Source organism: Schaedlerella sp. (assembly GCF_056796775.1).
On the sequence record NZ_JBQIKP010000001.1, the window covers coordinates 55,293 to 80,239 of the forward strand.

At 50.8% G+C, this 24,947-nt stretch carries 21 protein-coding genes and 1 pseudogene; 7 read left to right on the top strand and 15 right to left on the bottom strand.

What is annotated here, in order from left to right; genetic code table 11:
• Positions 1-73 precede the first annotated feature (73 nt).
• The 6 genes from ACTOY7_RS00255 to ACTOY7_RS00280 all read right to left on the bottom strand — a co-directional run bounded on the left by ACTOY7_RS00255 (position 74) and on the right by ACTOY7_RS00280 (position 6,283).
• On the bottom strand, positions 74-1,348 hold the full coding sequence (locus ACTOY7_RS00255; RefSeq protein WP_482670480.1) for an O-acetylhomoserine aminocarboxypropyltransferase/cysteine synthase family protein: 1,275 nt from the start codon (positions 1,346-1,348) through the stop codon (positions 74-76).
• Between the two features lie 86 nt (positions 1,349-1,434).
• Positions 1,435-2,169 (bottom strand): YebC/PmpR family DNA-binding transcriptional regulator, encoded by a 735-nt coding sequence (locus ACTOY7_RS00260; RefSeq protein WP_160283060.1) that lies wholly within the window; start codon positions 2,167-2,169, stop codon positions 1,435-1,437.
• 160 nt (positions 2,170-2,329) lie between these two features.
• Positions 2,330-2,677, bottom strand: a complete 348-nt coding sequence (locus ACTOY7_RS00265) for a type II toxin-antitoxin system PemK/MazF family toxin (protein WP_160283061.1) — start codon at positions 2,675-2,677, stop codon at positions 2,330-2,332.
• 152 nt (positions 2,678-2,829) lie between these two features.
• Positions 2,830-3,960, bottom strand: a complete 1,131-nt coding sequence (gene alr / locus ACTOY7_RS00270; protein ID WP_160283062.1) for an alanine racemase — start codon at positions 3,958-3,960, stop codon at positions 2,830-2,832.
• Between the two features lie 23 nt (positions 3,961-3,983).
• On the bottom strand, positions 3,984-5,504 hold the full coding sequence (locus ACTOY7_RS00275; RefSeq protein ID WP_482670481.1) for an NAD(P)H-hydrate dehydratase: 1,521 nt from the start codon (positions 5,502-5,504) through the stop codon (positions 3,984-3,986).
• Positions 5,505-5,638: 134 nt separating this feature from the next.
• Positions 5,639-6,283, bottom strand: a complete 645-nt coding sequence (locus tag ACTOY7_RS00280; RefSeq protein ID WP_300884000.1) for a redox-sensing transcriptional repressor Rex — start codon at positions 6,281-6,283, stop codon at positions 5,639-5,641.
• 139 nt (positions 6,284-6,422) lie between these two features.
• On the opposite strand from ACTOY7_RS00280, the gene abc-f reads away from it, so the two are divergent.
• A complete protein-coding gene (gene abc-f, locus ACTOY7_RS00285; RefSeq protein ID WP_482670482.1) occupies positions 6,423-8,408 on the top strand; it encodes a ribosomal protection-like ABC-F family protein in 1,986 nt (661 codons plus the stop codon).
• A 208-nt stretch (positions 8,409-8,616) separates the two neighbouring features.
• On the opposite strand, the gene ACTOY7_RS00290 is transcribed toward abc-f, so the two are convergent.
• From ACTOY7_RS00290 to ACTOY7_RS00320, 7 genes are all read right to left on the bottom strand, one after another.
• Positions 8,617-10,605, bottom strand: coding sequence for a 2-isopropylmalate synthase (locus ACTOY7_RS00290; protein WP_482670483.1), 1,989 nt, complete (start codon positions 10,603-10,605; stop codon positions 8,617-8,619).
• Between the two features lie 215 nt (positions 10,606-10,820).
• Positions 10,821-12,143, bottom strand: coding sequence for a D-alanyl-D-alanine carboxypeptidase family protein (locus ACTOY7_RS00295; protein WP_482670486.1), 1,323 nt, complete (start codon positions 12,141-12,143; stop codon positions 10,821-10,823).
• Positions 12,144-12,341: 198 nt separating this feature from the next.
• Complete coding sequence (scpB, locus tag ACTOY7_RS00300; protein ID WP_160283086.1) at positions 12,342-12,911, bottom strand: SMC-Scp complex subunit ScpB; 570 nt, start codon at positions 12,909-12,911, stop codon at positions 12,342-12,344.
• Between the two features lie 137 nt (positions 12,912-13,048).
• Positions 13,049-13,792, bottom strand: a complete 744-nt coding sequence (locus ACTOY7_RS00305) for a segregation and condensation protein A (protein WP_160283068.1) — start codon at positions 13,790-13,792, stop codon at positions 13,049-13,051.
• 81 nt (positions 13,793-13,873) lie between these two features.
• Entirely contained in the window at positions 13,874-14,803 is a 930-nt protein-coding gene (locus tag ACTOY7_RS00310) for a metallophosphoesterase (protein ID WP_160283069.1), read from the bottom strand.
• A 124-nt stretch (positions 14,804-14,927) separates the two neighbouring features.
• Positions 14,928-15,578, bottom strand: coding sequence for a deoxyribose-phosphate aldolase (deoC, locus tag ACTOY7_RS00315; protein ID WP_160283070.1), 651 nt, complete (start codon positions 15,576-15,578; stop codon positions 14,928-14,930).
• A 287-nt stretch (positions 15,579-15,865) separates the two neighbouring features.
• Entirely contained in the window at positions 15,866-17,197 is a 1,332-nt protein-coding gene (locus tag ACTOY7_RS00320; RefSeq protein WP_300883989.1) for a D-alanyl-D-alanine carboxypeptidase family protein, read from the bottom strand.
• 465 nt (positions 17,198-17,662) lie between these two features.
• Between ACTOY7_RS00320 and ACTOY7_RS00325 the strand changes: the two genes are divergently transcribed.
• The 5 genes and pseudogenes from ACTOY7_RS00325 to ACTOY7_RS00345 all read left to right on the top strand — a co-directional run bounded on the left by ACTOY7_RS00325 (position 17,663) and on the right by ACTOY7_RS00345 (position 20,528).
• Complete coding sequence (locus tag ACTOY7_RS00325; protein WP_482671029.1) at positions 17,663-18,379, top strand: PilZ domain-containing protein; 717 nt, start codon at positions 17,663-17,665, stop codon at positions 18,377-18,379.
• A gap of 225 nt (positions 18,380-18,604) precedes the next feature.
• Positions 18,605-19,075, top strand: a pseudogene (locus ACTOY7_RS00330) (transposase); the annotation flags it as partial.
• A 6-nt stretch (positions 19,076-19,081) separates the two neighbouring features.
• A complete protein-coding gene (locus ACTOY7_RS00335; protein ID WP_160283072.1) occupies positions 19,082-19,534 on the top strand; it encodes a DUF3795 domain-containing protein in 453 nt (150 codons plus the stop codon).
• A gap of 184 nt (positions 19,535-19,718) precedes the next feature.
• The gene (locus ACTOY7_RS00340; protein ID WP_482671030.1) at positions 19,719-19,991 is read left to right on the top strand and encodes a hypothetical protein; all 273 of its coding nucleotides are present in this window, start codon (positions 19,719-19,721) and stop codon (positions 19,989-19,991) included.
• Positions 19,992-20,069: 78 nt separating this feature from the next.
• On the top strand, positions 20,070-20,528 hold the full coding sequence (locus ACTOY7_RS00345) for a low molecular weight protein-tyrosine-phosphatase (RefSeq protein WP_160283073.1): 459 nt from the start codon (positions 20,070-20,072) through the stop codon (positions 20,526-20,528).
• Here the strand turns inward: ACTOY7_RS00345 and ACTOY7_RS00350 are convergent.
• Together ACTOY7_RS00350 and ACTOY7_RS00355 are read right to left on the bottom strand one after the other, a co-directional pair.
• Positions 20,523-21,227: a J domain-containing protein gene (locus ACTOY7_RS00350; protein ID WP_160283074.1), complete on the bottom strand. Its 705-nt coding sequence runs from the start codon at positions 21,225-21,227 to the stop codon at positions 20,523-20,525. The two genes, ACTOY7_RS00345 and ACTOY7_RS00350, sit on opposite strands and share 6 nt — an antisense overlap.
• Positions 21,228-21,679: 452 nt before the next feature.
• Complete coding sequence (locus tag ACTOY7_RS00355; protein WP_300883982.1) at positions 21,680-23,362, bottom strand: methyl-accepting chemotaxis protein; 1,683 nt, start codon at positions 23,360-23,362, stop codon at positions 21,680-21,682.
• 210 nt (positions 23,363-23,572) lie between these two features.
• Here ACTOY7_RS00355 and ACTOY7_RS00360 point away from each other — a divergent pair, with 210 nt between their 5' ends.
• Positions 23,573-24,889 carry a replication-associated recombination protein A gene (locus ACTOY7_RS00360; protein WP_160283076.1) on the top strand — a complete coding sequence of 439 codons (1,317 nt, stop codon included), beginning with the start codon at positions 23,573-23,575 and terminating at the stop codon, positions 24,887-24,889.
• Positions 24,890-24,947: the final 58 nt, after the last annotated feature.

The window sequence follows — 24,947 nt, forward strand, 5'->3', positions numbered from 1 at the left end:
ATTCACTTTTCCAAAAATCCCCTTTCACCAAAAATGGTATGGATGCAAATTGTATACATCCATACCATCTTAGTTAAAGCAGTGCCTGCTCTACATCCGCAATAATATCCTCTACATTTTCAATTCCCACGCTGAAACGGATCAGATCCGGCTGAACTCCTGCCTCTACCAGCTCCTGTTCGTTCATCTGACGGTGGGTATGGCTGGCCGGATGGAGCACGCAGCTCCTTGCGTCCGCAACATGAGTCACGATGGCAACCAGCTTCAGCTTATCCATCATCTCTACCGCTGCCGCCCTTCCGCCTTTTAAGCCGAATGTGAGTACGCCGCAGCTTCCGTTCGGCATGTATTTCTGCGCCAGGTCATAGTACTTGTCGTCCGGCAGGGACGGGCAGGATACCCATGCCACCTTTTCGTGGTTTTTCAGGTACTTCGCAACCGCCAGCGCATTTTCACAATGGCGCGGCATCCGCAGATGCAGGGTTTCCAATCCCAGATTCAGCAGAAATGCGTTCTGGGGCGACTGGATGGAACCCAGATCCCGCATCAGCTGTGCGGTAGCCTTGGTGATATATGCCAGCTTTCCAAACTTCTGTGTATAGACGATCCCGTGATAGGTCTCGTCCGGTGTGGTCAGCCCCGGAAACTTGTCGCTGTGCGCTTCCCAGTCAAAATTCCCGCTGTCTACGATGGCGCCGCCCACGCAGGACGCATGGCCGTCCATATACTTTGTGGTAGAGTGGATCACGATGTCCGCTCCCCACTCAATGGGCCGGCAGTTGATCGGTGTCGCAAAGGTATTGTCCACGATAAACGGAACCCCGTGGGCGTGGGCCGCCCCGGCAAACTTTTCCAGATCCAGGACAACCAGCGCCGGATTGGCAATGGTCTCACCGAATACGGCCTTGGTGTTCTCACGGAATGCCCCTTCCAGCTCTCCGGAAGTACAGTCCGGATCTACAAAAGTAGCTTCTACGCCCATCTTTTTCAGCGTATGCGCATAAAGGTTATATGTACCGCCGTAAAGCGCGGAGGAACAGATGATATGGTCCCCTGCTCCGGCTATATTCATCACAGAATAAAAGCTGGCAGCCTGCCCGGAGGATGTCAGCATGGCCGCCGCTCCCCCTTCCAGGTCACAGATCTTTGCCGCTACAGCATCATTTGTCGGGTTCTGGAGCCGGGTATAAAAATAACCGGACTCCTCCAGATCGAACAGACGTCCCATCTGCTCACTGCTCGTGTACCGAAATGTGGTACTCTGGTAAATTGGCAGGACCCGCGGTTCCCCATTGCCCGGCTCGTATCCGGACTGGATGCATTTCGTCTCTATTCTGAAGTCGCTCATGTTCATTTCCTCCTGTTGTCTCTGTTCTGATGACTGATCACACACTGACCGGATGCTCACAGTAACGGGGTTCGGCCTGTAAACGCTTAATCTTCGTTCCAGTTGTGGTATACGTCCTGAACGTCGTCATCCTCTTCCAAAAGGTCCAGGGTTTTCTGGATATTCTTGATATCCTCCGGACTGGTCAGATCCACATAGGTCTGGGGGATCATGGTCACTTCCGCCTCTGCCATGGGAATCCCTGCCTCCTCCAGTTTCAGGCGGACCTCACTGAAATCCGCCGGGGCTGTAAGGATCTCGAAGCTCTCCTCTTCCTCCGAAAAGTCCTCCGCGCCTGCGTCTAAAGCCAGCATCATCAGCTCATCGGCATCCATCTCACAGTCTTCCTTTGCAACGAAGATCTGTCCCCTCTCGTCAAACATAAAGGAGACGCAGCCCGGTGTGCCTACGTTACCGCTGCCCTTGGTAAAGGCATTTCTCACATTGGAAGCCGTGCGGTTCTTGTTGTCTGTCAGCGTCTTCACGATGATGGCCGTCCCGTTGGGACCGTAGCCTTCATATGTAATGTGCTCGTAATTGTCCCCGGCACCCTCTCCCGCCGCCTTTTTGATGTTCCTGTCTATGGTGTCATTGGGCATGTTGTTAGATTTTGCCTTGGCAATGACGTCGCGGAGCCTGCTGTTGTTCGATGGATCCGGACCACCGCCTTCCTTGACCGCAACGGCCAGCTCACGTCCGATCTTGGTAAAGATCTTCCCCTTTGCCGCGTCGTTTTTTTCTTTTTTATGTTTGATATTTGCGAATTTTGAATGTCCTGACATTTTTCAAATCTCCTCTTTTTTCGTGCTTTGTTTAGTTTACCACGCTTTTTTCTATCTGTAAAGCTATTTTACCGGCCGGAAGCACAGCAGCGGTTCCGGATCGTTACTGTGAGCGCCCGGTCAGGGTATGAACAGTAACTCCGGATCTGGCGCGTTCTTTTTATGTATTCAGCTCCAGACTGATCCGAATCGCTTCATTGACTTTGCACATCAGTCGGCTGTCTACATGGCAGACGAACTCCCGAAGACGCTGCTTGTCGATGGTCCGAATCTGTTCCAGCAGGATGACCGAATTTTTTATGATATGATATTTCTGCGCACTGATCTCAATGTGCGTAGGCAGCTTCGCCTTGTTCATCCGTGACGTGATGGCGGCGCAGATCACCGTCGGGCTGTGCCGGTTGCCTACATCGTTTTGTATGATCAGCACCGGACGGACTCCTCCTTGTTCCGAACCTACCACCGGGCTTAAGTCTGCATAATAAATATCTCCACGTTTGATCGTCAAAATTTTTCACACTCCGATTTTACCTCTTTTCCAATCTCTGTTTTCGGGAGCTGTGAAAAAGCTTGCGCCTCCCGCGCAGGATATCAGATCCACAGTTCCTTACATCGAATGGTACTTAAAGTATTTCCACGTTTCGCAGAAATATACAAGATTCATCGGATATAAACCCTGGGGATCCGCTTTCCGAGACAGCAGACAAATTCATAGTGGAACCGTCCGCTCAAAGCGCCCAGCTCCTCCACCGTGATCTGCTCCTCCCCGTCCCGACCGATCAGCGTGACCGGATCCATAAATGCCGCGCCCGGGATGTCTGTCACATCAACCATAAACTGATCCATACAGATCCGCCCCAGGATTTTGGCCCGTTTCCCCCGGATCAGAACCTCCCCTTTGTTGGAGAGGCTCCTGGGATAACCGTCCCCGTATCCCACCGGGATCGTAGCGACCCGCATGCTTTTTTCCGCCGTAAAGGTTCCCCCGTAGCTGATAGGTGTCCCCGCCTCCACATCCTTTACATAGGAAATGTGGCTGATCAGCTCCAGGGCCGGTTTTAAGGGAACCGCCTTTTGATCCACCTCATCCGACGGGTACATTCCGTACAGCGCGATCCCCGCGCGGACAAGGTTGTGCCTGTATTCCGGAAAATCAATGATCCCCGCGCTGTTGTCGCAGCTGAGACAGGGAATCCGCAGCTTCCGTCGTTCCAAAGCCTGCCGCATCCATACAAACCGCTCATGCTGCTCCCGGGTAAACGCAGGATCTGTCTCATCCGCTTTTGCGAAGTGGGTAAACATCCCTTCCGGCACCACACCCGGAAGCTTACCAATCTCCGCGATGGTATCCGCGCTGTCCTCCGATACCGGGAACCCGATCCTGCCCATGCCGGTGTCGATCTTAATGTAGAAATACGCAGTCTTACGGAGTTTTACGGCTGCCCGGGACATCTCTTCTGCCATTTCCTTTGTATAGACGGTCGGCCGGATCTCCAGGGAAACCATTTCCTCATACTGATCCGGAAAGACACATCCCAGGACCAGGACGGGCTTTTTCACCTCCGCTTCCCGAAGGCTGACCGCCTCCTCCAGGGTTGCGACCGCATACCCCCATACATAGTCCGTATGCTCAAATAACTGTGCAATGGGAACCGCTCCATGCCCATAGCCGTCGGTCTTGATCACGGCCGCCAGCTGCGCGCTGTCGCCGATCCGAAGCTTCATCTGTTTCATATTATATGCAATGGCCTGCAAATCTATTTTTGCATACACCCGATTGTGTTGACTCACTTTTTTATTTCCTCCATGGTTTATCATTCCGTGATTCTCTGCCGCCTGCTGTTTCCTTCGGCTTCTTTCAGGCATTCCCTGATCCCGCCGATCAGGTCCTCTGCCAGCAGAGAGTAGCTTCCCAGCCTTTCTCTGGCCGCGTCTCCCCCGCATGCATGGAGGTACACGCCCAGCACCGCGCTGTCATACGCATCAAGCCCGCCGGCCAAGAGTCCGGTGATCACTCCCGCCAGCACGTCTCCGGAGCCCGCCTTTGCCATTCCGTGATTGCCTGCCGTATTGACAAAGTCCTGCTTTCCGCGCTGCGCCACAATGGTACAGGAATCCTTCAGCACACAGACCGCCGGACAGGTCTGTATAAACGTGCGCAGGCGGCTCATCCGGGATTGCCGCAGCTCTGCCACGGAGCATCCCAGCAGTCCTGACATTTCCTTCATGTGAGGTGTCAGGATGAGCGGATACCCCATCTCCTTTAGAAGCTCCGGATGGCAGGCCAGCAGATTGATGCCGTCCGCGTCCACCACACAGGGCACACGGCATCCCAAAAGCGTTCCCTTGAGCAGGCTTTCGGAGGTCCGGTTCTGTCCCAGCCCGCAGCCGATGCACACCACGTCCGCCCAGCGCAGCAGAGACGTAAGCTGTTCCTGATCATATTCCTCGTACACGGAAATAATGGCCTCCGGAAGAAGCTGCTGCAGGATGGCCCGGTTGGATTCCTCGGTATAGATCTGCACCAGCCCGGCACCGCTCGTGTAAGCCGCTTTGGCGCTTAAATAAGCCGCACCTGCCATGCCTCTGCTTCCGGTGATCATAAGCACCTTTCCGTAAGTCCCTTTATGGGAATCCGGCTTCCGCATCGGAAGCCGACGGGAAAGGTCGCTTTTCTCCAAGGTATAACAGATATCCGGAATCGTTTCGTAAAAGGAGGTATCGATCCCAATCTCCGCAGGGATCACCTTTCCTGCGTATTCCCTGCCCGGATACAGCGCCGTACCCAGCTTTTCGCACTGGAACGCAACCGTCAGATCCGCCCGGAAGGCGCATCCCAGCACCCTTCCCGTGGCAGAGCAGATGCCGGAGGGAATATCGACTGCCACCTTTGCGCCCGGCAGCTCATTCAGTTTTTTTAGAAGTTCCGCATAGGCTCCGCTCACATCCCGGCTCAGTCCCACCCCCAGCAGGGCATCCACCACAGCCGTATACCGGCCTTCCGGAAGCTCCGAAACCACCGGGATTCCCAGATTTTCCACAATCTGCATCTGGATCCGGCATTCCGGAGTCAGAGAAGCCTCCCGCCCCGCAAATACAACAGTCACCGCGCTGCCCTTCCCGGCCAGAAGCCTTGCGGCGGCAAATCCGTCTCCGCCGTTATTGCCAGAACCGCAGACCACCAGAACCCGGGAGCAGTCGATCTTTTCCTGCTCCATGGCCTCTACGGTCCGCAGCGCCGCGTGTTCCATCAGGACTACGGATGGAATTCCGATCTCCTGGATCGTATGGGCATCCGCCTGCCGCATTCTTGTTCCGTCTGGTAAATAACGCATCCTGTTTCCCTCCTCCTCTTAAAAACAGGATGCCATGCAAGCCTTCTGCATGGTATCCTGTTCGCTGCCTGATGCATTCTTGCTTGAATACACGCAAAATGAATGCAGGAATAAATACAATGATGTACGATCTCTTATTCGCCATGTTCCTTTTGATAGCTGGTAATATTGTAGGACAGTCTCATCAGGCTGTCTGAAAGATGGACGCTTTCCACGATCACATCCTCCGGCAGGTTCAGATCCGTATGCGCGAAATTCCAGATCGCCTTGATCCCGCATTTTACCAGGATGTCGGAGACCCGCGGCACTTCTGATTTTGGGATCGTAAGCGCCGCGATCTCGATGGGATTCTCCTTCAAAAATACTTCCAGCTCATCCAGCATACGGATCGGAACCCCCCTGACCTCCCTGCCGTCCAAGCTGGGATTCACATCAAACAACCCTTTTATCACGAATCCATTTTTCTCAAAAGAAGCATAATTGGCCAGCGCCTGTCCCAGATTCCCCATACCGACTATGATCATGCTATGGCTCTGGTTCAAGCCTAAGATCTTACCGATCTCTGTCCGGAGGTACTTTACATTGTATCCATACCCCTGCTGTCCAAATCCGCCGAAATTATTCAGATCCTGCCGGATCTGGGATGCGGTCACCCGCATCTTCTGGCTCAGGTCATTGGATGATATCCGCTCCACCCCCGCATCTGTCAACTCGCCCAAATATCGATAATATCTTGGCAGCCTGCTGATCACCGCTTTTGATATTTCTTTCTCTTCCAATTTTAATCAACCTCCAAATAAACTATTTTTATTATATAGAATAGTCTGCTTAAAGTCAATTTAAAGTCATTTTTTTGTTTGATACAATCAAAGGAATGTAGTATAATAATTGTCAATGCGGTTTTACAGGAGGTTTCATATGATACTTGCATGTCATAATCTGAATAAATCATTTGGAGAAAGAGTCATTGTAAGGGATGGCTCCTTTCATATTGAGGAGCGGGAAAAAGCCGCTTTTGTCGGGGTCAACGGTGCCGGAAAATCTACGGTCCTGAAAATGATCATCGGCGAGGAGCCTCTCGACGGCGGCAATGTAATCCTCACCAGGGGAAAACAGCTCGGATATCTGGCCCAGCAGCAGAACCTGGAAAGCGGAAATACCGTTTATGAGGAGCTGAAAACGGCAAAGTCCGACATCATTTTGCTGGAACAGCAGATCCGTTCCATCGAGCAGGAATTGAAATCACTGAGCGGTGAGGCTCTGGAGGCCAGGCTTGAGACCTACAACCGCCTCATGTCCGAATTTGAATCGAAAAACGGATACGCCTACGAGAGCGAGATCGTCGGGGTTTTAAAGGGATTGGGATTTCAGGAGGAGGAGTTCGAAAAGCCTGCCGATACCCTTTCCGGCGGCCAAAAAACCCGGGTATCCCTGGGAAAGCTGCTCCTGACCAACCCGGATATCCTGCTTTTGGACGAGCCCACCAACCACCTGGACTTAAACTCCATCTCCTGGCTGGAGACCTATCTGCTGAACTATCCGGGCGCCGTGTTCATCGTCTCCCACGACCGCTTCTTCCTGAACAGGGTGGTGACAAAGGTGGTGGAGATCGAACACGGCAGCATCCGCATGTACAGCGGCAATTATAAGGCATACTCGGACAAGAAACGGCAGATCCGGGACGCACAGATGAAGGAATATCTGAATCAGCAGAGGGAAATCAGCCGCCAGGAGGCTGTCATCGAGAAGCTGCGCTCCTTCAACCGGGAAAAATCCATTAAGCGCGCAGAGAGCCGGGAAAAAATGCTGAACAAGATGACCGTAGTCGAAAAACCATTAAGTGACGTGCAGGAGATCCATTTTTCACTGGAGCCTTCCTGTGTCAGCGGAAATGATGTTCTCTCCGTAGAGGAGCTGTCCAAGCAGTATGACGGTCAGACCCTGTTTTCCAGCGCTTCCTTTGAGATCAAACGTGGGGAGCATGTGGCGGTCATCGGCGGCAACGGAACCGGCAAGACCACACTTTTGAAAATTTTAAACGGCCTGGCCGACGCGGACAGCGGCTCTTTTTCCCTGGGTACAAAGGTACATATCGGGTATTATGACCAGGAGCATCATGTACTTCACGACCGGAAAAATATATTCGATGAGATTTCCGACGATTATCCATCCCTCAACAATACGGAGATCCGCAATACGCTGGCTGCCTTTCAGTTTACCGGGGACGATGTATTCAAGCTGGTGGGGGACTTAAGCGGCGGGGAGAAGGGACGGGTCTCCCTTGCGAAGCTGATGCTCTCGGAGGCGAATTTCCTGATCCTGGACGAGCCCACCAACCACCTGGATATCACCTCCAAGGAAATCCTGGAACAGGCGCTGAACGATTATACCGGAACCGTCCTCTATGTCTCCCATGACCGGTATTTCATCAATCAGACCGCAAGCCGGATCCTGGAGCTCTCCGACCAGACCTTTGTGAACTATATCGGAAATTATGACTACTATCTGGAAAAGAAGGAAGAACGGACCGCCGCCCTGTCCACCGCCGGGCCGCAGGAGGTAAAAGGAACTTCAAAAGGGACTTATTTTCAGGCAGAACGCCCGGCAGCGGGGCCTTTGGCAGCAGAAACCGGCGCGGCTTCCGTGAATAAGCAGAACTGGCTGGAGCAAAAGGAGGCACAGGCCCGGGAGAGGAAACGAAAAAATGAACTGAAGCGGACGGAGGAAACGATTTCTCTGTTGGAGGCACGCAATCAGGAGATCAATGAGCTCATGATCCATGAAGATGTCTACTCCAATTCCGTCAAGTGCCAGGAGCTTGCCGAGGAAAAGACAGCCAATGACGCCAGGCTGGAGGAGCTGTACGAGCTGTGGGCGGAGTTAGAGGAGCCAAATACCCCGTAGCAAGCTGACGGGCATCAAAATTCTAGCGAAGCAAGCTGCGGGGGATTTGACCCTCGCGGCAATCGCCAAATATCCATGCGAGCATGGCTGCTTGGCTCGTTGCTTCGCGGAAATAAAGACTTCCTGCTTTCACACCATACAACGCCTGCGCTGCAAAAAAGCACAAAACTGTCTACACACAAACAGTTCTGTGCTTTTTTTACAACTCCTAATTCTGATTCCGGAACTGCACCGGTGTCAGGCCGTACATTTTCTTAAAGATCCGATTAAAATGCTCTACATTCTGATAGCCTACGGATTCCGCGATGCTTTCCACTGTCGCATTGCCGCTTTTCAACATTGCCCGGGCTTTTTTCATCCGCACCTTTTTCAGAATATCCCCGAAGGTCTCCCCGGATTTTTCTTTGATATACTTGGAAAGATAGGGCTTGGAAAGATAAAATTCTTCCGCAAGGTCATCCAGCGTCACGGTCTTATAATTTGCGTAAATATAATTGGTGATCTGCAGGAGCCGCTCATCCTTACTCTCCTCCCTGCTTTTGATCTCCTCGATCTTATTTACCGCAACCTCCAGAGCTGCGATGGACGCTTTGATGATATCCGGGTCGATCCCGACGCCCCAATATTTTTTCCCGTTGCAGATGATCCCCACATAAGCCACCGCCTTGGAGGAAGACCCCTTTGTCATGGAATGCTCTTCATAGACCGACAGCTCGTAGCTGATATCAAAATAATGCTTGATCGCGTTGCTGACCGCATCCAGGCGTCCGTTTCCCACTCCGGTAATGACTTGCTGTTTCCCGCCGTGCAGAATGGTCGCGGAAGCCACAATACCGTCCTCCTGCTTGAAATGGCACTCCTCCAGGGTAAACACATTCTTCGCGTTGATATAGTGGTCCTCGAATATCTGGTAGATCCATTCCGGGGACAGCTCCTTATGCGCTTTGTCGGAGACATCCTTCACCAGATACCCCACTTCCTCCCGCATCTTCTGCGGCAGGCTGATGCCGAAGTTCTGTTTTAATATGTAATTTACGCCGCCCTTTCCGGACTGGCTGTTGATCCGGATCACGTCTGAATCGTATCTTCTGCCCACATCCTTCGGATCGATGGGAAGATAGGGGACGCACCACTGCTCCGTGTTTCCGTCCTCCCTCCATGCCATTCCCTTTGCAATGGCATCCTGGTGCGATCCGGAAAATGCAGTGAATACAAGTTCTCCCGCATAAGGCTGACGAGGAGAAACATGCATTCTTGTGAGCCGTTCATAGACCTCGCTGATCTCGCTCATGTTGGAGAAATCCAGTCCCGGGTCTACTCCGTGGGAAAACATATTCATTGCCATCGTGATGATATCCACGTTCCCGGTCCGCTCTCCGTTTCCAAAAAGAGTTCCCTCGATCCGGTCTGCCCCTGCCAGGATCCCAAGCTCCGCCGTAGCCACGCCGGTTCCCCGGTCATTGTGGGGGTGAAGGCTGATGATCGTATTTTCCCGGTATTTCATATACTTGTTGAAATATTCCACCTGGCTCGCAAATACATGGGGAAGGGCATTTTCCACGGTTGCCGGAAGGTTGATGATGGCCTTGTTCTCCGGGGTGGGCTGCCATACGTCCAGTACCGCGTTGCACACCTCCATGGCGTACTCCATCTCCGTACCGGAAAAGCTCTCCGGACTGTATTCAAAGGTAAAGTTTCCTTCCGTCTCCTCCGCCAGCTCCTTCAAAAGCTTTGCGCCGTCGATGGCGATCTGCTTCACCTGCTCCTGATCCTTCCGGAAAACCTGCTCCCGCTGCGCTACGGAAGTAGAATTGTATACATGTATCACTGCATGCGGAGCACCCTTGACCGCCTCAAAGGTTCGCTTGATGATATGCTCCCTGGCCTGGGTCAGCACCTGGACTGTCACATCCTCCGGGATCATATCGCGCTCAATCAGTGTACGCATAAACTGGTACTCTGTCTCCGAGGCCGCCGGAAATCCGACTTCGATCTCTTTGAATCCCACATCCACAAGCATCTGGAAAAACTCCACCTTTTCGTCCAGGCTCATGGGCTCAATCAATGCCTGGTTGCCGTCCCGCAGATCCACGCTGCACCAGGTCGGCGGGTGGTTGATATAATCCTTTTTCACCCAGTCATAACAGTCTACCGGCGGCATAAAATAAGTCCGTGCGTACTTTTCATAATTCTTCATGGTAACATCTCCTTATATTTTATCAATCATTTTGTCTTATTTTATCTTCGCTTATACTATCACATCCAGGGTATATAATCCAGTGACATTTTTAATCATTTTTATTGATGTATTTTATCATCCCAGTTCACTCGTTTATGAACAAAAATAGCCGCAAAGCAGCGGGAAAGCAGCGAAGATGCGTTTTGCGAATGGCGCGGAGTAAACGCCTTCTCTCACACCCTCATGAAAAAAATCTCCCCAAGCTTTTCCAGACACCATCGGTAATCGCGAACCTCCACCGCTTCGTCCGCAATGATCTTCCGGGTGAAAAGCACCTCGTCTCCCAGCATATAGAAGATTTTTCCGACAGGATCGCCTTCTGAGACAGGCGCGTCCAGACTCTCCTCCTTTTCTACATGAACCAAGATCTCATCGTCATCCCGAAGCAGGATCTTTTTCCCCACTCCCTCAGGACTTTCATCCCCGTCCGTCTGCGTCCCGCTGCCTTCGCCCTGTCCGGCAATAGTATGTACCGAAGCGGTCCCGTTGAAACGGTTACCATCCGGGATGCCGCCCTGGACAGGCACCGTGCCGGTATCCACATCCCTGCATACCTCCTGATAATGAAAGAAATCGATTCCGTAGGTCATCAGCTTTTTGGTGTCCGCCCACTTATAGCCTTTATTGTTGGGCCACCCGCATGCCAGAAGACTGACGATAAAGGTGCGGTCATCCCTTTGAAGCGCCCCGATATAGCAGTAGCCCGCCTCCCCAGTAAAACCGGTCTTTCCGGAAAGAGCCCCTTCCATCATTTTCAGGAATGCATTGTGGTTATTGCAGGAAAAGCCGCGGCTGCCGTCCATGTTGGTAAACTCATAGCTTTCTGTCCGGGTAATCTCCAGAAACACGCTTTTCTGTGGAGAATCCATAATGCAGTATTTCATGATCCGGGCCAGGTCCTCTGCCGTCGTATGATGGGAGCCTTCCTCATCCGAGGCATCCAGTCCGTTGGGCGTGACAAAATGGGTCTGGGTGCATCCGGCCTGTCTGGCCTTTTCGTTCATCATGTCCGCGAAGCCCTCCACACTGGTCCCGATATGCTCCGCAATGACAACCGCCGCGTCGTTATGAGATTCCAGCATCAGGGAATACAGAAGGTGCCTGAGCTGGAACTGCTCCCCTTCCCGGACACCCAGATGGACCTCCGGCTGCGACGCCGCCCTGGCGCTGGCAGTCACCGTATCATCCAGATTGCCGTTTTCCAGCGCAAGGATACAGGTCATGATCTTGGTGGTACTGGCCATGGCCCGCTCCTCCTGTCCATTTTTCGCAAACAAAATACGCCCGCTGTCCGCATCCATCAATACCGCTGACTGGGCGTATAATCCTTCTGGTTCTTTGATCTCCTTCTCAGGCTCTGCATGGACCTCCGCGGTTGTAGTTATCCACATCGCCGCGCATAAAATCAGACATATCCCGCACTTTTTCACCGTTTTTCGGAAGTTATCCACACTCTTTTCCGCTTTTTCCACAAGTTTTCCACATTCCAAATTCATTTTCATCCTGCACAAAACTCCGTGATACACGCTTTATCCTATATGTATGACTGTCTGTCTTTTCTTAGAACTTATGGAAACAGCATGCATTCATTATGATACAGGCCCCGGCATTTTTATGTATTTCAGATCTGCGATGGTTGCTTCGGCCCGCCTGCTGTCTGTCACATAATCAGATGTATATGTTACGATGCTTCTTCAGATGTCCAGCTGCAGCTGGGCCTCATCCTCCGCCTCTTCCTTAAAGTGCGCGATCTGCTCCTCATCCAGAGTCGGCAGCTCATCCAGCGACTGCAGGCCGAACCTCCGGAAAAACTCCTGCGTGGTGCCGAACTGGATCGGCCGCCCCGGCGCATCCAGCCGACCCACCTCTTCGATCAGCCCGTACTCAATCAGCTTATTGACCGCATGATCCGTCTTGACCCCCCGGATCTTGTCGATCTCCAGCCTGGTCACCGGCTGCTTATAGGCCACGATAGACAGGGCTTCCAGCATCACATCCGTCAGGACATAGCGCTTCGGCTGCTTTGCGATGCGGATCAGATACTCATAGGCATTCTTTTTGGTGCACATCTGAAAGGAGTCGTCCATCTCCAGGATCTGGATACCCCGGTCTTCCTTTTTATATCGGTCCATCATATTGTGGATCAGCTTTCGGGTCGTTTCCTCATCATGCTCAATCGCAGACGCGATCCTGCTCAATTCCACGGAATCGCCCATCGTAAACAGAATCGCCTCAATGATCCCCTGCATCTTTCTTATTTCCATCGGCTTCAATTGTTCCTTTCTGTCTTCCGCCATCAGCCCACCCGCCTTTGCCTTCTGATATCCGTTCTGTATCTTTAGAATCTGCCGTGAGTATATTTTTACGCTGATTCTTTAGCAGATACATCGGCAATTCTTTTTTATAACGTGGATTCGATCAGGATCTCTCCAAATGTATTTTCCTGGATTGCCCGGATCGCCCCGGTCTTCATCAATTCCAGGATCGCAAGAAATGTTACGACCAGATGCATGGTACTCTTCTGCCCTTCCAGAAGCTGCCGGAAGCTGAACTTCCGGTGATGTTTCGCATAGCCCTCCACAAATGCGATCTTGGACGGAAGGGGCACTTCCTCCTTTTCGATCCTGCCGAATTTGCTTCGGACCGGATCGATCTTGTTATTCTGCCGTTTCATGACATCCCGGAAGATCCTGCCGAGCCGGGAAACCGTCACATCTGCCAGCAGCGCGTCCAGGTCAACCGGTTCTTCGTACTCCCGGACCTCTTCCGGAATGGTGGATTTCCTGAACAGTACCAGATCCGCGTCAAGCTGCCTGTCCTTCAGTTCAAACGCGATATATTTGTACATCTTATATTGAAGGAGCTGTTCCACCAGCTCCTGCCTCGGGTCTTCCTCCTCCCCTTCCTCATTGACTTCCTTCGGAAGGAGCATGCGGCATTTGATATCCAGAAGCGTAGCTGCCATGACAAGAAATTCACTCATCACATTCAGGTCCGCGCGCTGCATCTGCCGGATGTAGTCCATATACTGGTTCGTGATCTCCACGATCGGTATATCGTAGATGTCTATTTTGTTCTTATCAATCAAATGCAGGAGCAGGTCCAAAGGCCCTTCAAATACTTCCAGTTTTACAGGTATCCCCATGTAAATCTCCCCCTCTATCCATAACTTGTGCCTTTGTCGTTTCCAACGCAAACAGTTCTTTTCACCCGCGCGGTTGGACGTCTATATATGGAGCACCACGACCTCCGCCGGATTGAACACGCGCAGATTGACGGTATGGGTTCCCAGTCCTTTGCTGACCACCACCGTCGTACCGTCCTCTACGGTCATCTCCCCTGAGTACTTCGGAAACAAAGTTGCCTGGGGGGTCACAACCCCTCGCCAGCCTGGAATCCGCAGAACGCCTCCGTGCAGATGCCCGCACAGCACCAGGTTGGCGCCCCACTCCTTATAAGCCGGGACATAGGCCGGATTGTGGGCCAGCAGGATCTGATACCGGCTTTTGTCTGCTGGTCCGGCCAGTTTTCTAATATCTCTTCCTGTCACAGATGCCTTTCGGGTATCCCATGCCGGGCGAAATCCACCCCTTCCGCAGGAGCAGAAGCCATGGGTTGCCTTATGGGTATAAGTATCCAGCGGAAGCGCCAGACCGGTAATCCTGATTTTTCTTCCGGACAGCGTAACATCGGCAGATTCATTTTCCAGAAAATGGATACCTGCCGCTGTCAGTTTCTTCCTATAATAATACAACACATCCCCGTACTTTTCCACCTGGCTTTTCAGCCGCTGCTCATGATTGCCCAGGGCATAATATACCGGAGCGATCTCCGGAAGCCGACGGATAAAATCCAAGGCGTGCTCCGGCGAAGCATTCTTTTTCCCGATCAGCATATCCCCGCCGATTAGGATCAGTCCCGGCCTGGCCTTGCGGATCTTTTCCAGCAAGATGTCATTTTGGCTGCCGTATACCCGGTTATGCAAATCGCTTAAAAATACGATCCTGTTTTCATTCGTGGGTCCATTTGGATGCTGATTAGAACGTTCCGGATGGTAATGTGTCATCCGGAAGCCGCGGCATTCCCTCGTGCCCTCTCCCAACACCAGGAAAAATAATCCGGCGCCTGAAAGGGCTATTTTTTTCCACCATTTCATACAGATTCCTCATTTTTCGTTACCGCTGTATTCTGACCGGAGCCCACAGCAACAGCAGCTGATTCCTTAAGGCCAATCGTACGATCGGCCCTTTTACTGTATTGTTCCTGCCTTTGAATTCTGTTTATTCCTGTCCCTGCACGATTGCCGCACCGGAGCTTGTACCCAATCTGTTGGCGCCGGCTTCCACCATGGCTCTGGCATCCTCCAGAGTACGGATCCCGCCGGAGGCCTTCACTCCCATATCGTGCCCTACGGTCCTACGCATCAGGGCCACATCCTCCGTCGTTGCTCCGCCCTTGGAAAATCCGGTGGATGTTTTCACAAAATCAGCTCCGCATTCTCTGCAGATCCGGCAGGCTTTGATCTTCTCTTCGTCCGTAAGCAGACAGGTCTCCAGGATCACCTTGACCTTCGCCCTACCCTTTGCCGTTTCCACAACCGAGGAAATGTCCTGCTTTACATATTCCCAATCTCCGCTCTTGATCATTCCGATATGGATCACCATATCCAGCTCCGCGGCGCCATCCCGGATCGCCTGCTCTGCCTCCGCCGCCTTACCGGCCGTAGACATGGCGCCCAGCGGAAATCCGATCACCGTGCATACCGCCACATCACTGTCCTTCAAAAGCCGGGCACAATAATAGACAAAGCTGGAATTTACACAGACCGAATGGAAGCCGTACTTCATCGCTTCTTTACATAGCTGCTCCACCTGTTCCTTGGTTGCCTGGGGGGCCAGTATCGTATGATCAATCAAAGCTCCGTAATCCATCTTCATTTTCCTCCGTATTTTTATTATTTTATGTATGGTCTGCGCAAATTGTATACACGCATACTTTGTTGTGTTTTTTCCATATTATAAGCCGAATTCATATCTGCTCCCGCCTGCAGTCCACAATCAGACCGTAAACAGCAATGTGCGAATCAACTACTATATCCTACCATTTTTTCCCCATAAAGTAAAGAACCCTTTTATTTTTCCCGTTTTCCGCCTCAAAAAGCAGAGTGTGCTCTTTTATTTGCAGAGCACACTCTGCTTTTTATAATATATTTAATCTCCTATGCCCGGAACTGCCCCATCATTTTGATCAGATAATCCAGAAATCCTGCTTTTTCCACATCCTCGCTCACCAGAATATCAATACTGCCGATCTCCTTTCCATTAAGGATATAGGAAACGCAACCTGCTCGGTCTCCTTTTTTCACAGGCGCCTGCACGGATTCTTCCATTTTATATTCTTTGGTGATGGCCGATAAATCTGCCCCTTCCGTATCCAGCCAGGTAAAGATCCCTCCGTATTCACAGGACACGGTATCCTCCGCTCCCCCTGCCACCGCGACTTCTCCCAAAGGCTCTAAGTCTTCATCCCTGTAGATCTGGCATTTCCCAAATCCATGATTCAGAAGCGCGGTAGCGTCTTTAAATCTGGTCTTGGAATCATCCGCCGCCATGATAACGGCGATCAGCTCCACATCCCCTTTCTTTGCGGTGGCTGAAACACAGAATTTTGCCAGTCCGGTGGACCCTGTTTTCAGGCCGGTCGTATACTCATACTGGCGGACCAGCTTATTCGTGTTGGTAAGCCCAAATTCGCTGCTGCCCTTCCTGGTGGTATGGGTGATATTTTCCATCCAGATCATACAGTAATCATGGATCTGGGGATATTTTGTGATCAGCTCCCGGGACATCAGGGCTATATCCCGCGCGGTGGTCACATGTCCGTCCGTATCCAGGCCGTTGCAGTTGACAAACTGGGTATTTTTCATGCCCAGCCCCTTCGCCCGTTCATTCATCTGCCGGACAAACTCTTCTTCGCTGCCGGCTATGTATTCCGACATGGCCACACAGGCGTCGTTCGCGCTCGCTACGGAAATACATTTCAGCATCGTATCCACAGTCTGCGTCTCTCCCGGCTCCAGATAGACCTGGGAGCCCCCCATGGAAGCCGCGTATTCCGAAACCGTCACCTCATCCTCCAGCTTGATCTTCCCGCTTTCCAATGCGTCAAAAATCAGGAGCATAGTCATAACCTTTGTCACGCTTGCAGGAGGCCGTGCGGTATCCGCATCCTTTTCATAGATCACGCTTCCCGTGGACGCCTCCATCAAGATTGCCGACGGGGCGCTGATCTGCGGCCCTCCTGTATGTTCCGCCGTATCCGCCTCCGCATTGGTTTCCGTCCCCGCATCTGCGTCTGCTTTCTGCTCCTCGCTGTCTGACGCCGTGTCCTGCTTTGCATCCCTCTCTACTGTCTCTTCATGAAGAATATGTACATCCTGCGCATACACGTCTGTATTGCCGCTGTTTTGTCCTGATATCAGGTATCCTGTAAATGATACGTCTCCTGTCACCGTCAGCAAACTCAACAGTACTGCCAGAAATGCTTTCATAAAAAGCTCCCTCCGTTATATCGTCTATTCACAATATAGTGTACAGAAACGCTTTTTAGAACATTTTCCTGTTTGTTTCTGTAATTGTCAGCGTATTTTTAACCGATGCGGCAGCTTTTGATCACGCAACACAGTTTACCCGGATTTTACTGACAACAAACTTCCATATTTTCTATTGCTCTTGCCGCCATGTTATATATCGTTACATGTCACACCCCGACCAATCACCACGCTGATTGGTCGGGAGGATGCACATAAGAGCTGGTATTCAGGCCGTCCATTGCCGTAGGCAATTTAAAATGACGGCCTGAGTTACAGGGCACGCCTGGTCAAGGTGTGACCTGTAACTATATATCAATGTTTATAAAAAATGCCTTCACAAAGATGTAGAAATGCCCTCCGGCTTGTGATACAATAGAATTTATGCAAAACAGTGAGGGAATACAAAAGAGGAGGTTGTCTGATTTGAGACTATTTGAAAGATTCGGAAAAAAATCGGAAAAGGATACACCTGGAAATAAAAAACTGAGCGATACAAGAGAGCTTGAACTCTATTCCGGTATGCGTGTATTGGTGGAGGGTTCTGAGGGAAATCTGCTTTTTATAGCCAGACTGCAGGATCCCCGAAGCCATATGGCAGAGCTGTTCCAGTACTCTGAAATGGAAATTTCTCAGGATATGGATCCGGAAGCCCTTCCGAAAACAGCTCCCGTTCCCGTCAGGATCCGCGGTTATAATGACAATACCAGAAAAGCGATTTTTATGGAAGGATATATGAGTCCCACCAGTCAGAAGCATATATGGCAGATTGAGGATCTGAACATTACCGCAATCGAGAATGAACGTTCAGACCCCCGCCTGGATATGGATATGGATGCCGCTGTCATGAGCTCCAATAAGGCGGATGCCGAAGAACGGGCATGTAAACTTTTAAATATCAGCATCGGCGGGGCCGGGATCAGCCTGGCGCATCGGTATTACAAAGGGGATAAATTCTTTCTGAAGGCAAGGCTGTTCGGAGAAAAGAAATCCTTCGTGGTGTATTGTGAAGTGCTGCGTGTGATGCAGACAGATACGTCACAATTTGAATATGGATGCCAGTTTCTGGAATTGACGGAAACCAGCCAGGAACAGATCACACGTTTTATTACACAGGCAGCCCTTCAAACGTCCCATTTCTAAAATATTTGCCAACTGTACGGTTGCAATCCGAAGTCTCAATTTTATGCAATTTATTGCAATAAAACTGAGATTTTGGATTAGCAATCTACTCATAAATGAACAAAAAAGCGGCTACGTTAGCAGACGTTAGAGTGCGTAAGCACGGTTTTTGCGAATGGATGAGTAGGTTGGAGGCTCTTTAGAGCATCCAACCGTACAGTTGGAATATTTGTAGAGGTAGAATATGGCGGAAGGGAGCTGAGCCATATCCGGACAGAAAGCAGAGAACAGGCTGGATATGCCCAGACACTTGAGGTATATGAATGCGCGGGCTGCGGCGGCTGTGAGCGCAAAGCGAAGTGTCTTTATAAATACAATGCCGAAAAGGAACCGGATCGAAGCAAGGTCATGAAGTTCAGCGAACGATGGGAAAAACTGAAAGAAGAATCCAATGCGAACATCCAGAGTGAGACGGATATCCCGAAACGCCAGACACGCTCCATCCAGACGGAAGGACACTTTGGGGACATAAAAGAAAACGAGGACTTCCGAAGGTTCAACTACCGTTCAGCGGAAAACGTATATAAAGAGTTTATGCTGTATGCAATCGGTCAAAACATCATGAAATACCACCGATTTATACATCATGAAATTGAAAAATATGAAGAAAAAAGGGAGCAGAAAGCAGCAACAATATGTGAATTTGTATGGAGGTAATGCAAAATGAAAACAATTTGTGGAATTGACTGCAGCGGATGCGGCTTTAGAGACAACTGTAAAGGATGTACAGAAACAAACGGACGCCCTTTTGGCGGTGATTGTATTGCTGCCGAGTGTTATAAATCAGGCGGCGAAAGCTGCTTTATTGCAAACAAAAAGCGCTTAATCGAAGAGTTCAATGCTCTTGGAATTTCGGATATGCCCACGATAACAACCCTCTCTCAGTTGAACGGCGCATATGTTAATTTGGAATATACTCTTTCAAACGGAAAAAAGATAAAATTGCTTGATGATACAAAAATATATCTCGGTTATCAAGTCGAAAAATCAAACAGTGATAGGTGCTATGGACTTGCTGCAGATAACGACTATTTACTTGTATGTGAATATGGTTGCAATTGCGCAGAGCCTGAAATCATTGTATACAAAAAGAGAGAATCAAGTTCCAGTTTGTAGAATTGTAACCGCATAAAAATTCCATATTGCCGCACGCCAACAGCACATCAGAGTCTTGATAAGACAAAGATAGCAAAAAGGAATTAATTTGGAAATTTTATAGAAATCTAAATATTTCAAATTATGATGTGGAGTTGCGGCAGGTTTCTCTCGTGGGAATATCAAATATCTTGTGGAGAAAGGCGTGATTGAGAAATCTGCCATAGGTGTTTATATTTTGCCGGAGGTCTGGGAGGATGAGATATTCAATTTGCAAAATCGATTTAAAAGAAGGTTTTATTCCCATGAAGTGGCATTGTTTCTATGGAACTTAACAGATAGAACACCGAATAGATATCGTATGGCTTTTATATACAACAGCATTATGACTGGTCTGACAGAAGCGCTGGAAGATGCGGGCAGTAAAGAAAAAATAAAAAAGACGGGGAGTCTCTGTGATACCTGTAAAAGTCTATAATGCAGAAAAAGTTCAAGATATCTGAAGAAAAGCCGCCATTTATGAGCATACATCAAAAAAAGAAAGGATATGAAAAAGATGATCAAAATACTATTTGTCTGCCACGGCAACATCTGCCGTTCCCCAATGGCAGAATTTGTAATGAAGGATATGGTAAAAAAAGCCGGTGCCGAAAAGGACTTTTATATTGCGTCCGCAGCCACCAGTACGGAGGAGATCGGGAATCCGGTACATCACGGCACCCGGCGGAAGCTAAAAGAATTCGGCATCTCCACAGATGGAAAATATGCAGTTCAGCTTCGAAGGGATGACTACGAGAAATACGACTATCTGATCGGCATGGAGCACATGAACATCCGGAACATGCTGCGGATCTTAAGAGATGACCCGGAGCATAAAGTGTGCAGGCTGCTGGATTTTACCGACCATCCCCGGGATATTGCCGACCCCTGGTATACCGGCAATTTTGATGTCACCTACAGCGATATCAAAGAAGGCTGCGAAGCACTCCTGGAAGACTGCTGGTTGCGCTTATAACGCATAGCTCAGCAGTCTTTTCAGGTTATGATGGAACTGCCTGTTCTGAGACTTTAAGCGCAGGCGCTCTGTTCCTGACTTATCCCTGTTGACATGTGCGTCATACTGCGCAAACAATGTAAGGTAATTCGCATTTTTGTTGTGCCCCCAGTGAACCAGCACCCAGTTCATGGCTTCCGCGTTCCAGTAATCCACAGGAATCTCCGCGTTTTTTAACACCGCTGTATATTCCAGCGCCTCCTGGCAGAGCTCGTCCATCTGGGTGCGCAGCTCCTTCTCCAGGCGGCTGTTCTTTCCCAGCTTTTCCAGGATCCTTGCGGAAATATTCTTCCGTTTGGATTCCCGCTCTAAGAGCCAGGAGCTTCTCCTGACCGTTTCCTGGAGCTTCATGGCCGCATTCCAGCAGCTGACAAAGGAAAACTGCTCGTCTGTCTCTTTGGATTCCCCTACGGTAAAGGTACGGAATACCCGCGCCTTGCCTCCGCCCAGTTTGCGGTCATAAACTTTCCGCTTTTCCGGATCTGAAAGAACCCGGTAGGCCTCCAGGATCTCCTGCATCTCCTTCGTTGTATCGATATCATTGTGCATATTGGCATCTGGATGGTAGATCTTCGCCAACGCATTTTTTGCATTCGTAATTTCTTCCGGGGTTGCCTCCCTGGAAACTCCAAGAACATTGTAATATGTACGACTTGACATTGGAGTCCTCCCTTATATCATCATTGCCTGTCTGTTCTATACTCCCACAGATATGTCCCGCCCATCCGCGCATATACGGCCGACGGGTTCATACGCAACAATCATATTACGCCACCAGGAAAGAAAAATCAAGACAAATTCCGGTTTTTTATCCGTTCTATTGACTAATAGGTTACAGGTCACACCTTGACCAGGCGTGCCCTGTAACTCAGGCCGTCATTTTAAATTGCCTGCGGCAATGGACGGCCTGAATCCCAGCTTTTATGTGCATCCTCCCGACCAATCAGCGTAGTGATTGGTCAGTGTGTGACATGTAACACTAATAGTTACTGTTCTTTCCTGGACCGCGAGCACTATGCCGCACGGTTACAGGCAGTACAGTACCGACGCTGGAATCCGGCCTATTGCCGGATTCGTTGCTGTGAGCACCCGGCGAGGGTGTGAACAGTAATCTAATACTGACGCAGCCGGAACTTCTGCACCGATCCTTTCAGGTCATGCGCCTGCTCTAACAGCTCTGACGCGGAGGATGCGGACTTTTCCGCTGTTGCGGCATTGGTCTGCACCACATTTGAGATCTGCTCCATCCCCTGGGTCAGCTGCCGCAGCGCCTCCACCTGCTGCTCTGCGGATTCCGCGATCCGCTCCACCAGCTCCGTAGATCTGCGCGCCCCCAGAACGCCTGCCGAAAGCGCCTCTGTCGTATCCGCCGACAAAGCGGTTCCCTCCTTCACCAGCTTGATGGAGTCCTCGATCAGAGAGGTGATATTCTGAGCCGCCTCCGAGCTTTTGTTTGCCAGGCTCTGCACTTCATCCGCCACTACGGCAAAGCCTTTTCCTGTCTCACCGGCCCGTGCCGCTTCTACCGCGGCATTCAATGCCAGGATGTTGGTCTGGAAGGAAATGTCCTCAATCGTCTTGATAATACCGCCGATCTCCGAAGAAGATTTCGAAATATCCTCCATAGCCCTAGTCAGCTCTTCCATCTTTGTGTTACAGAGCTCCAGCTGCCTTGCCGCGTCCATGGAGCTCTTCCTTGCATGATCCGCGTCTGCAGAGGAATTGTCCACCTCTTCCGACAGTTCCTGGATATTTGCCGTCAATTCCTCCACAGCAGAAGCCTGGTCCATGGCGCCTCTGGACAGGATCTGCGCCCCGTCCGCCACCTGCTCGGATTCCGCCGTAACCCGTTCCGCCGACTGGTTGATCTGAGAAAGCGCGGAATTGAGCGCCTCCAGAATCTGGCGCATGGCCTTCTGAATGGGCTGAAATTCCCCGCGGTAATCATCACCGATCACCAGGTCCATATTTCCCTGAGCCATCTGCGCCAGCTTCATATCAATATCATTGATATACTTTTTTAATTCCTGCTTCGTCTCATGGATAGACTGTACCAGCATACCGATCTCGGAGGTATCCGGCTCCAGCGCAAACTCCGCGGAAAGATTTCCGCATGAGATCTCCCGCATCTGATCCCGGACCGCAATGACAGGCTTTAAGATCCGTTTCCGGGTCATGGTCTGATTGGTAATCTGGAACGCCCCTACCATAACAAGTGCCAAGATCATTGCCAGGCGGATAAAATCCGACCTTCTTCCAAGAGCCTTGACCTTACTCCCGGTCCGCTCATCCAACGCCGATAAAAACTGCTCTTTCAAGGAATTGATCTTTGCGATGGCCGTGCTGTACTCTGTTCCATATACATAATCCAGAGCCTTCTCCAGCTCCCCTTCCTGAACCTGATTCATAGCCTCTTCCTCCAGCGGAACCAGTTCATTGGACAAGGAAGACATCTCGTCAATCATGGCCTGCTCCTGATCCGTAATCCCGATCTCCTGCATGGCCGCGACTCCCTGATCCCGGTTCTTCAGATTATTAATCTCATTCCAGTAGTTATCATAATGCTCCTGCTCCCCGGTTGACGCGAATGCACGCACCTCGTTGGTCAGATATGAGGAACCGTTCATAAAACGGTTCGCGTTGTATGTAAGATTAAACCGGTCTTCATTTGCATCGTCAAGCTGACCGCTCACACTCCCGTAAACAAACAGAAGAATGATCACGACAGCAAGAGCAAAAATAGAACCCCCGTTTAAAATCATCATCAACGTAGACTGGTTCATAGATTTTTTCATCACTATCTCTCCTCCACTTAAAACCTGCTAATTTTACTTTATTTTTCCCCATCCCCGCAAGACAAGGAGAATAATATCATTCTACATAAAATTCGAAAAAATATCAATAGAATCTGGCATATTCCTGTGATAAACTAAAATAAGCGCGAAGCGATTATACTGCCTTTTCCGATGCGCAATCCGTACAATAGAAGGAGACAAAAAAACGCTATGGAACAGATGACATTATTTGATAACCGAACAGACAGCGCACCTCTTGCCAGCCGCTTAAGGCCCGTATCTCTGGAATATTTTGTCGGGCAGGAGCATCTCCTGGGACCTGGCAGGATGCTGCGGCAGCTGATTGAAAAGGACCAGATCTCCTCCATGATCTTCTGGGGACCTCCCGGCGTTGGCAAGACCACCCTCGCCAGCATCATCGCCGGACGGACCCAGGCTGATTTTATCAATTTCAGCGCCGTTACCAGCGGAATCAAGGAGATCAAGGAGGTCATGAACCAGGCGGAGCAAAGCCGCCGCATGGGGATTCGCACGGTCCTGTTTGTGGACGAAATCCATCGGTTCAACAAGGCCCAGCAGGATGCTTTCCTGCCCTTTGTAGAACGGGGAAGTATCACCCTGATCGGGGCCACCACCGAAAATCCCTCCTTTGAGGTCAACGCCGCCCTGCTCTCCCGCTGCCGGGTATTTGTCTTAAAGGCATTGGAGGAAGCCGACCTGGTCCGGCTCCTGGAAAATGCCCTGGAAAATCCTGCCGGCTTCGGCTCCCAGACCATCCGGATCACTCCAGAACAGCTGCGGGCCATCGCCGGATTTGCCAACGGAGATGCCAGGACAGCCCTCAACACCCTGGAAATGGCGGTCCTCAACGGGGAGGTCGATGCTAAGGGGATGACGGTCACGGCGGAGGGTCTTTCCCAGTGCATCAGCCGGAAATCCCTTCTGTATGATAAGAACGGTGAAGAACATTACAACCTGATCTCCGCCCTCCACAAATCCATGCGCAACAGCGACCCGGATGCCGCCATATACTGGATGTGCCGGATGCTCGAGGGAGGCGAGAATCCCCTCTACATCGCAAGACGGCTGATCCGTTTTGCAAGCGAGGACATTGGAATGGCGGACAGCCATGCCCTGCAGGTTGCCGTATCCGTTTACCAGGCCTGCCATTTCCTGGGCATGCCGGAATGCGACGTACATTTGACCCATGCCGTCACCTACCTCTCACTGGCTCCAAAGTCCAATGCCCTTTATCGGGCCTGTGAGTCCTGCAAGCAGGATGTAGGAACGCTTCGTGCCGAGCCGGTCCCCCTCCAGCTGCGCAATGCCCCCACAAGGCTGATGAAGGAGCTGGACTATGGAAAAGGCTATGAGTACGCCCACGATACGGAAGAAAAGCTGACGCACATGGAATGCATGCCGGAATCCCTGCAGCACCGAACCTATTATCATCCCACGGAAGAAGGTGAGGAAAAAGCCGTGAAAGAGCGCTTTGAGCATATCCGGCACTGGAAGCGGCAGATCTGACTCAGGAACCCATTTTATTTAAGATCCGCCGCGAATTTGTCGTCATATGGCACATCTG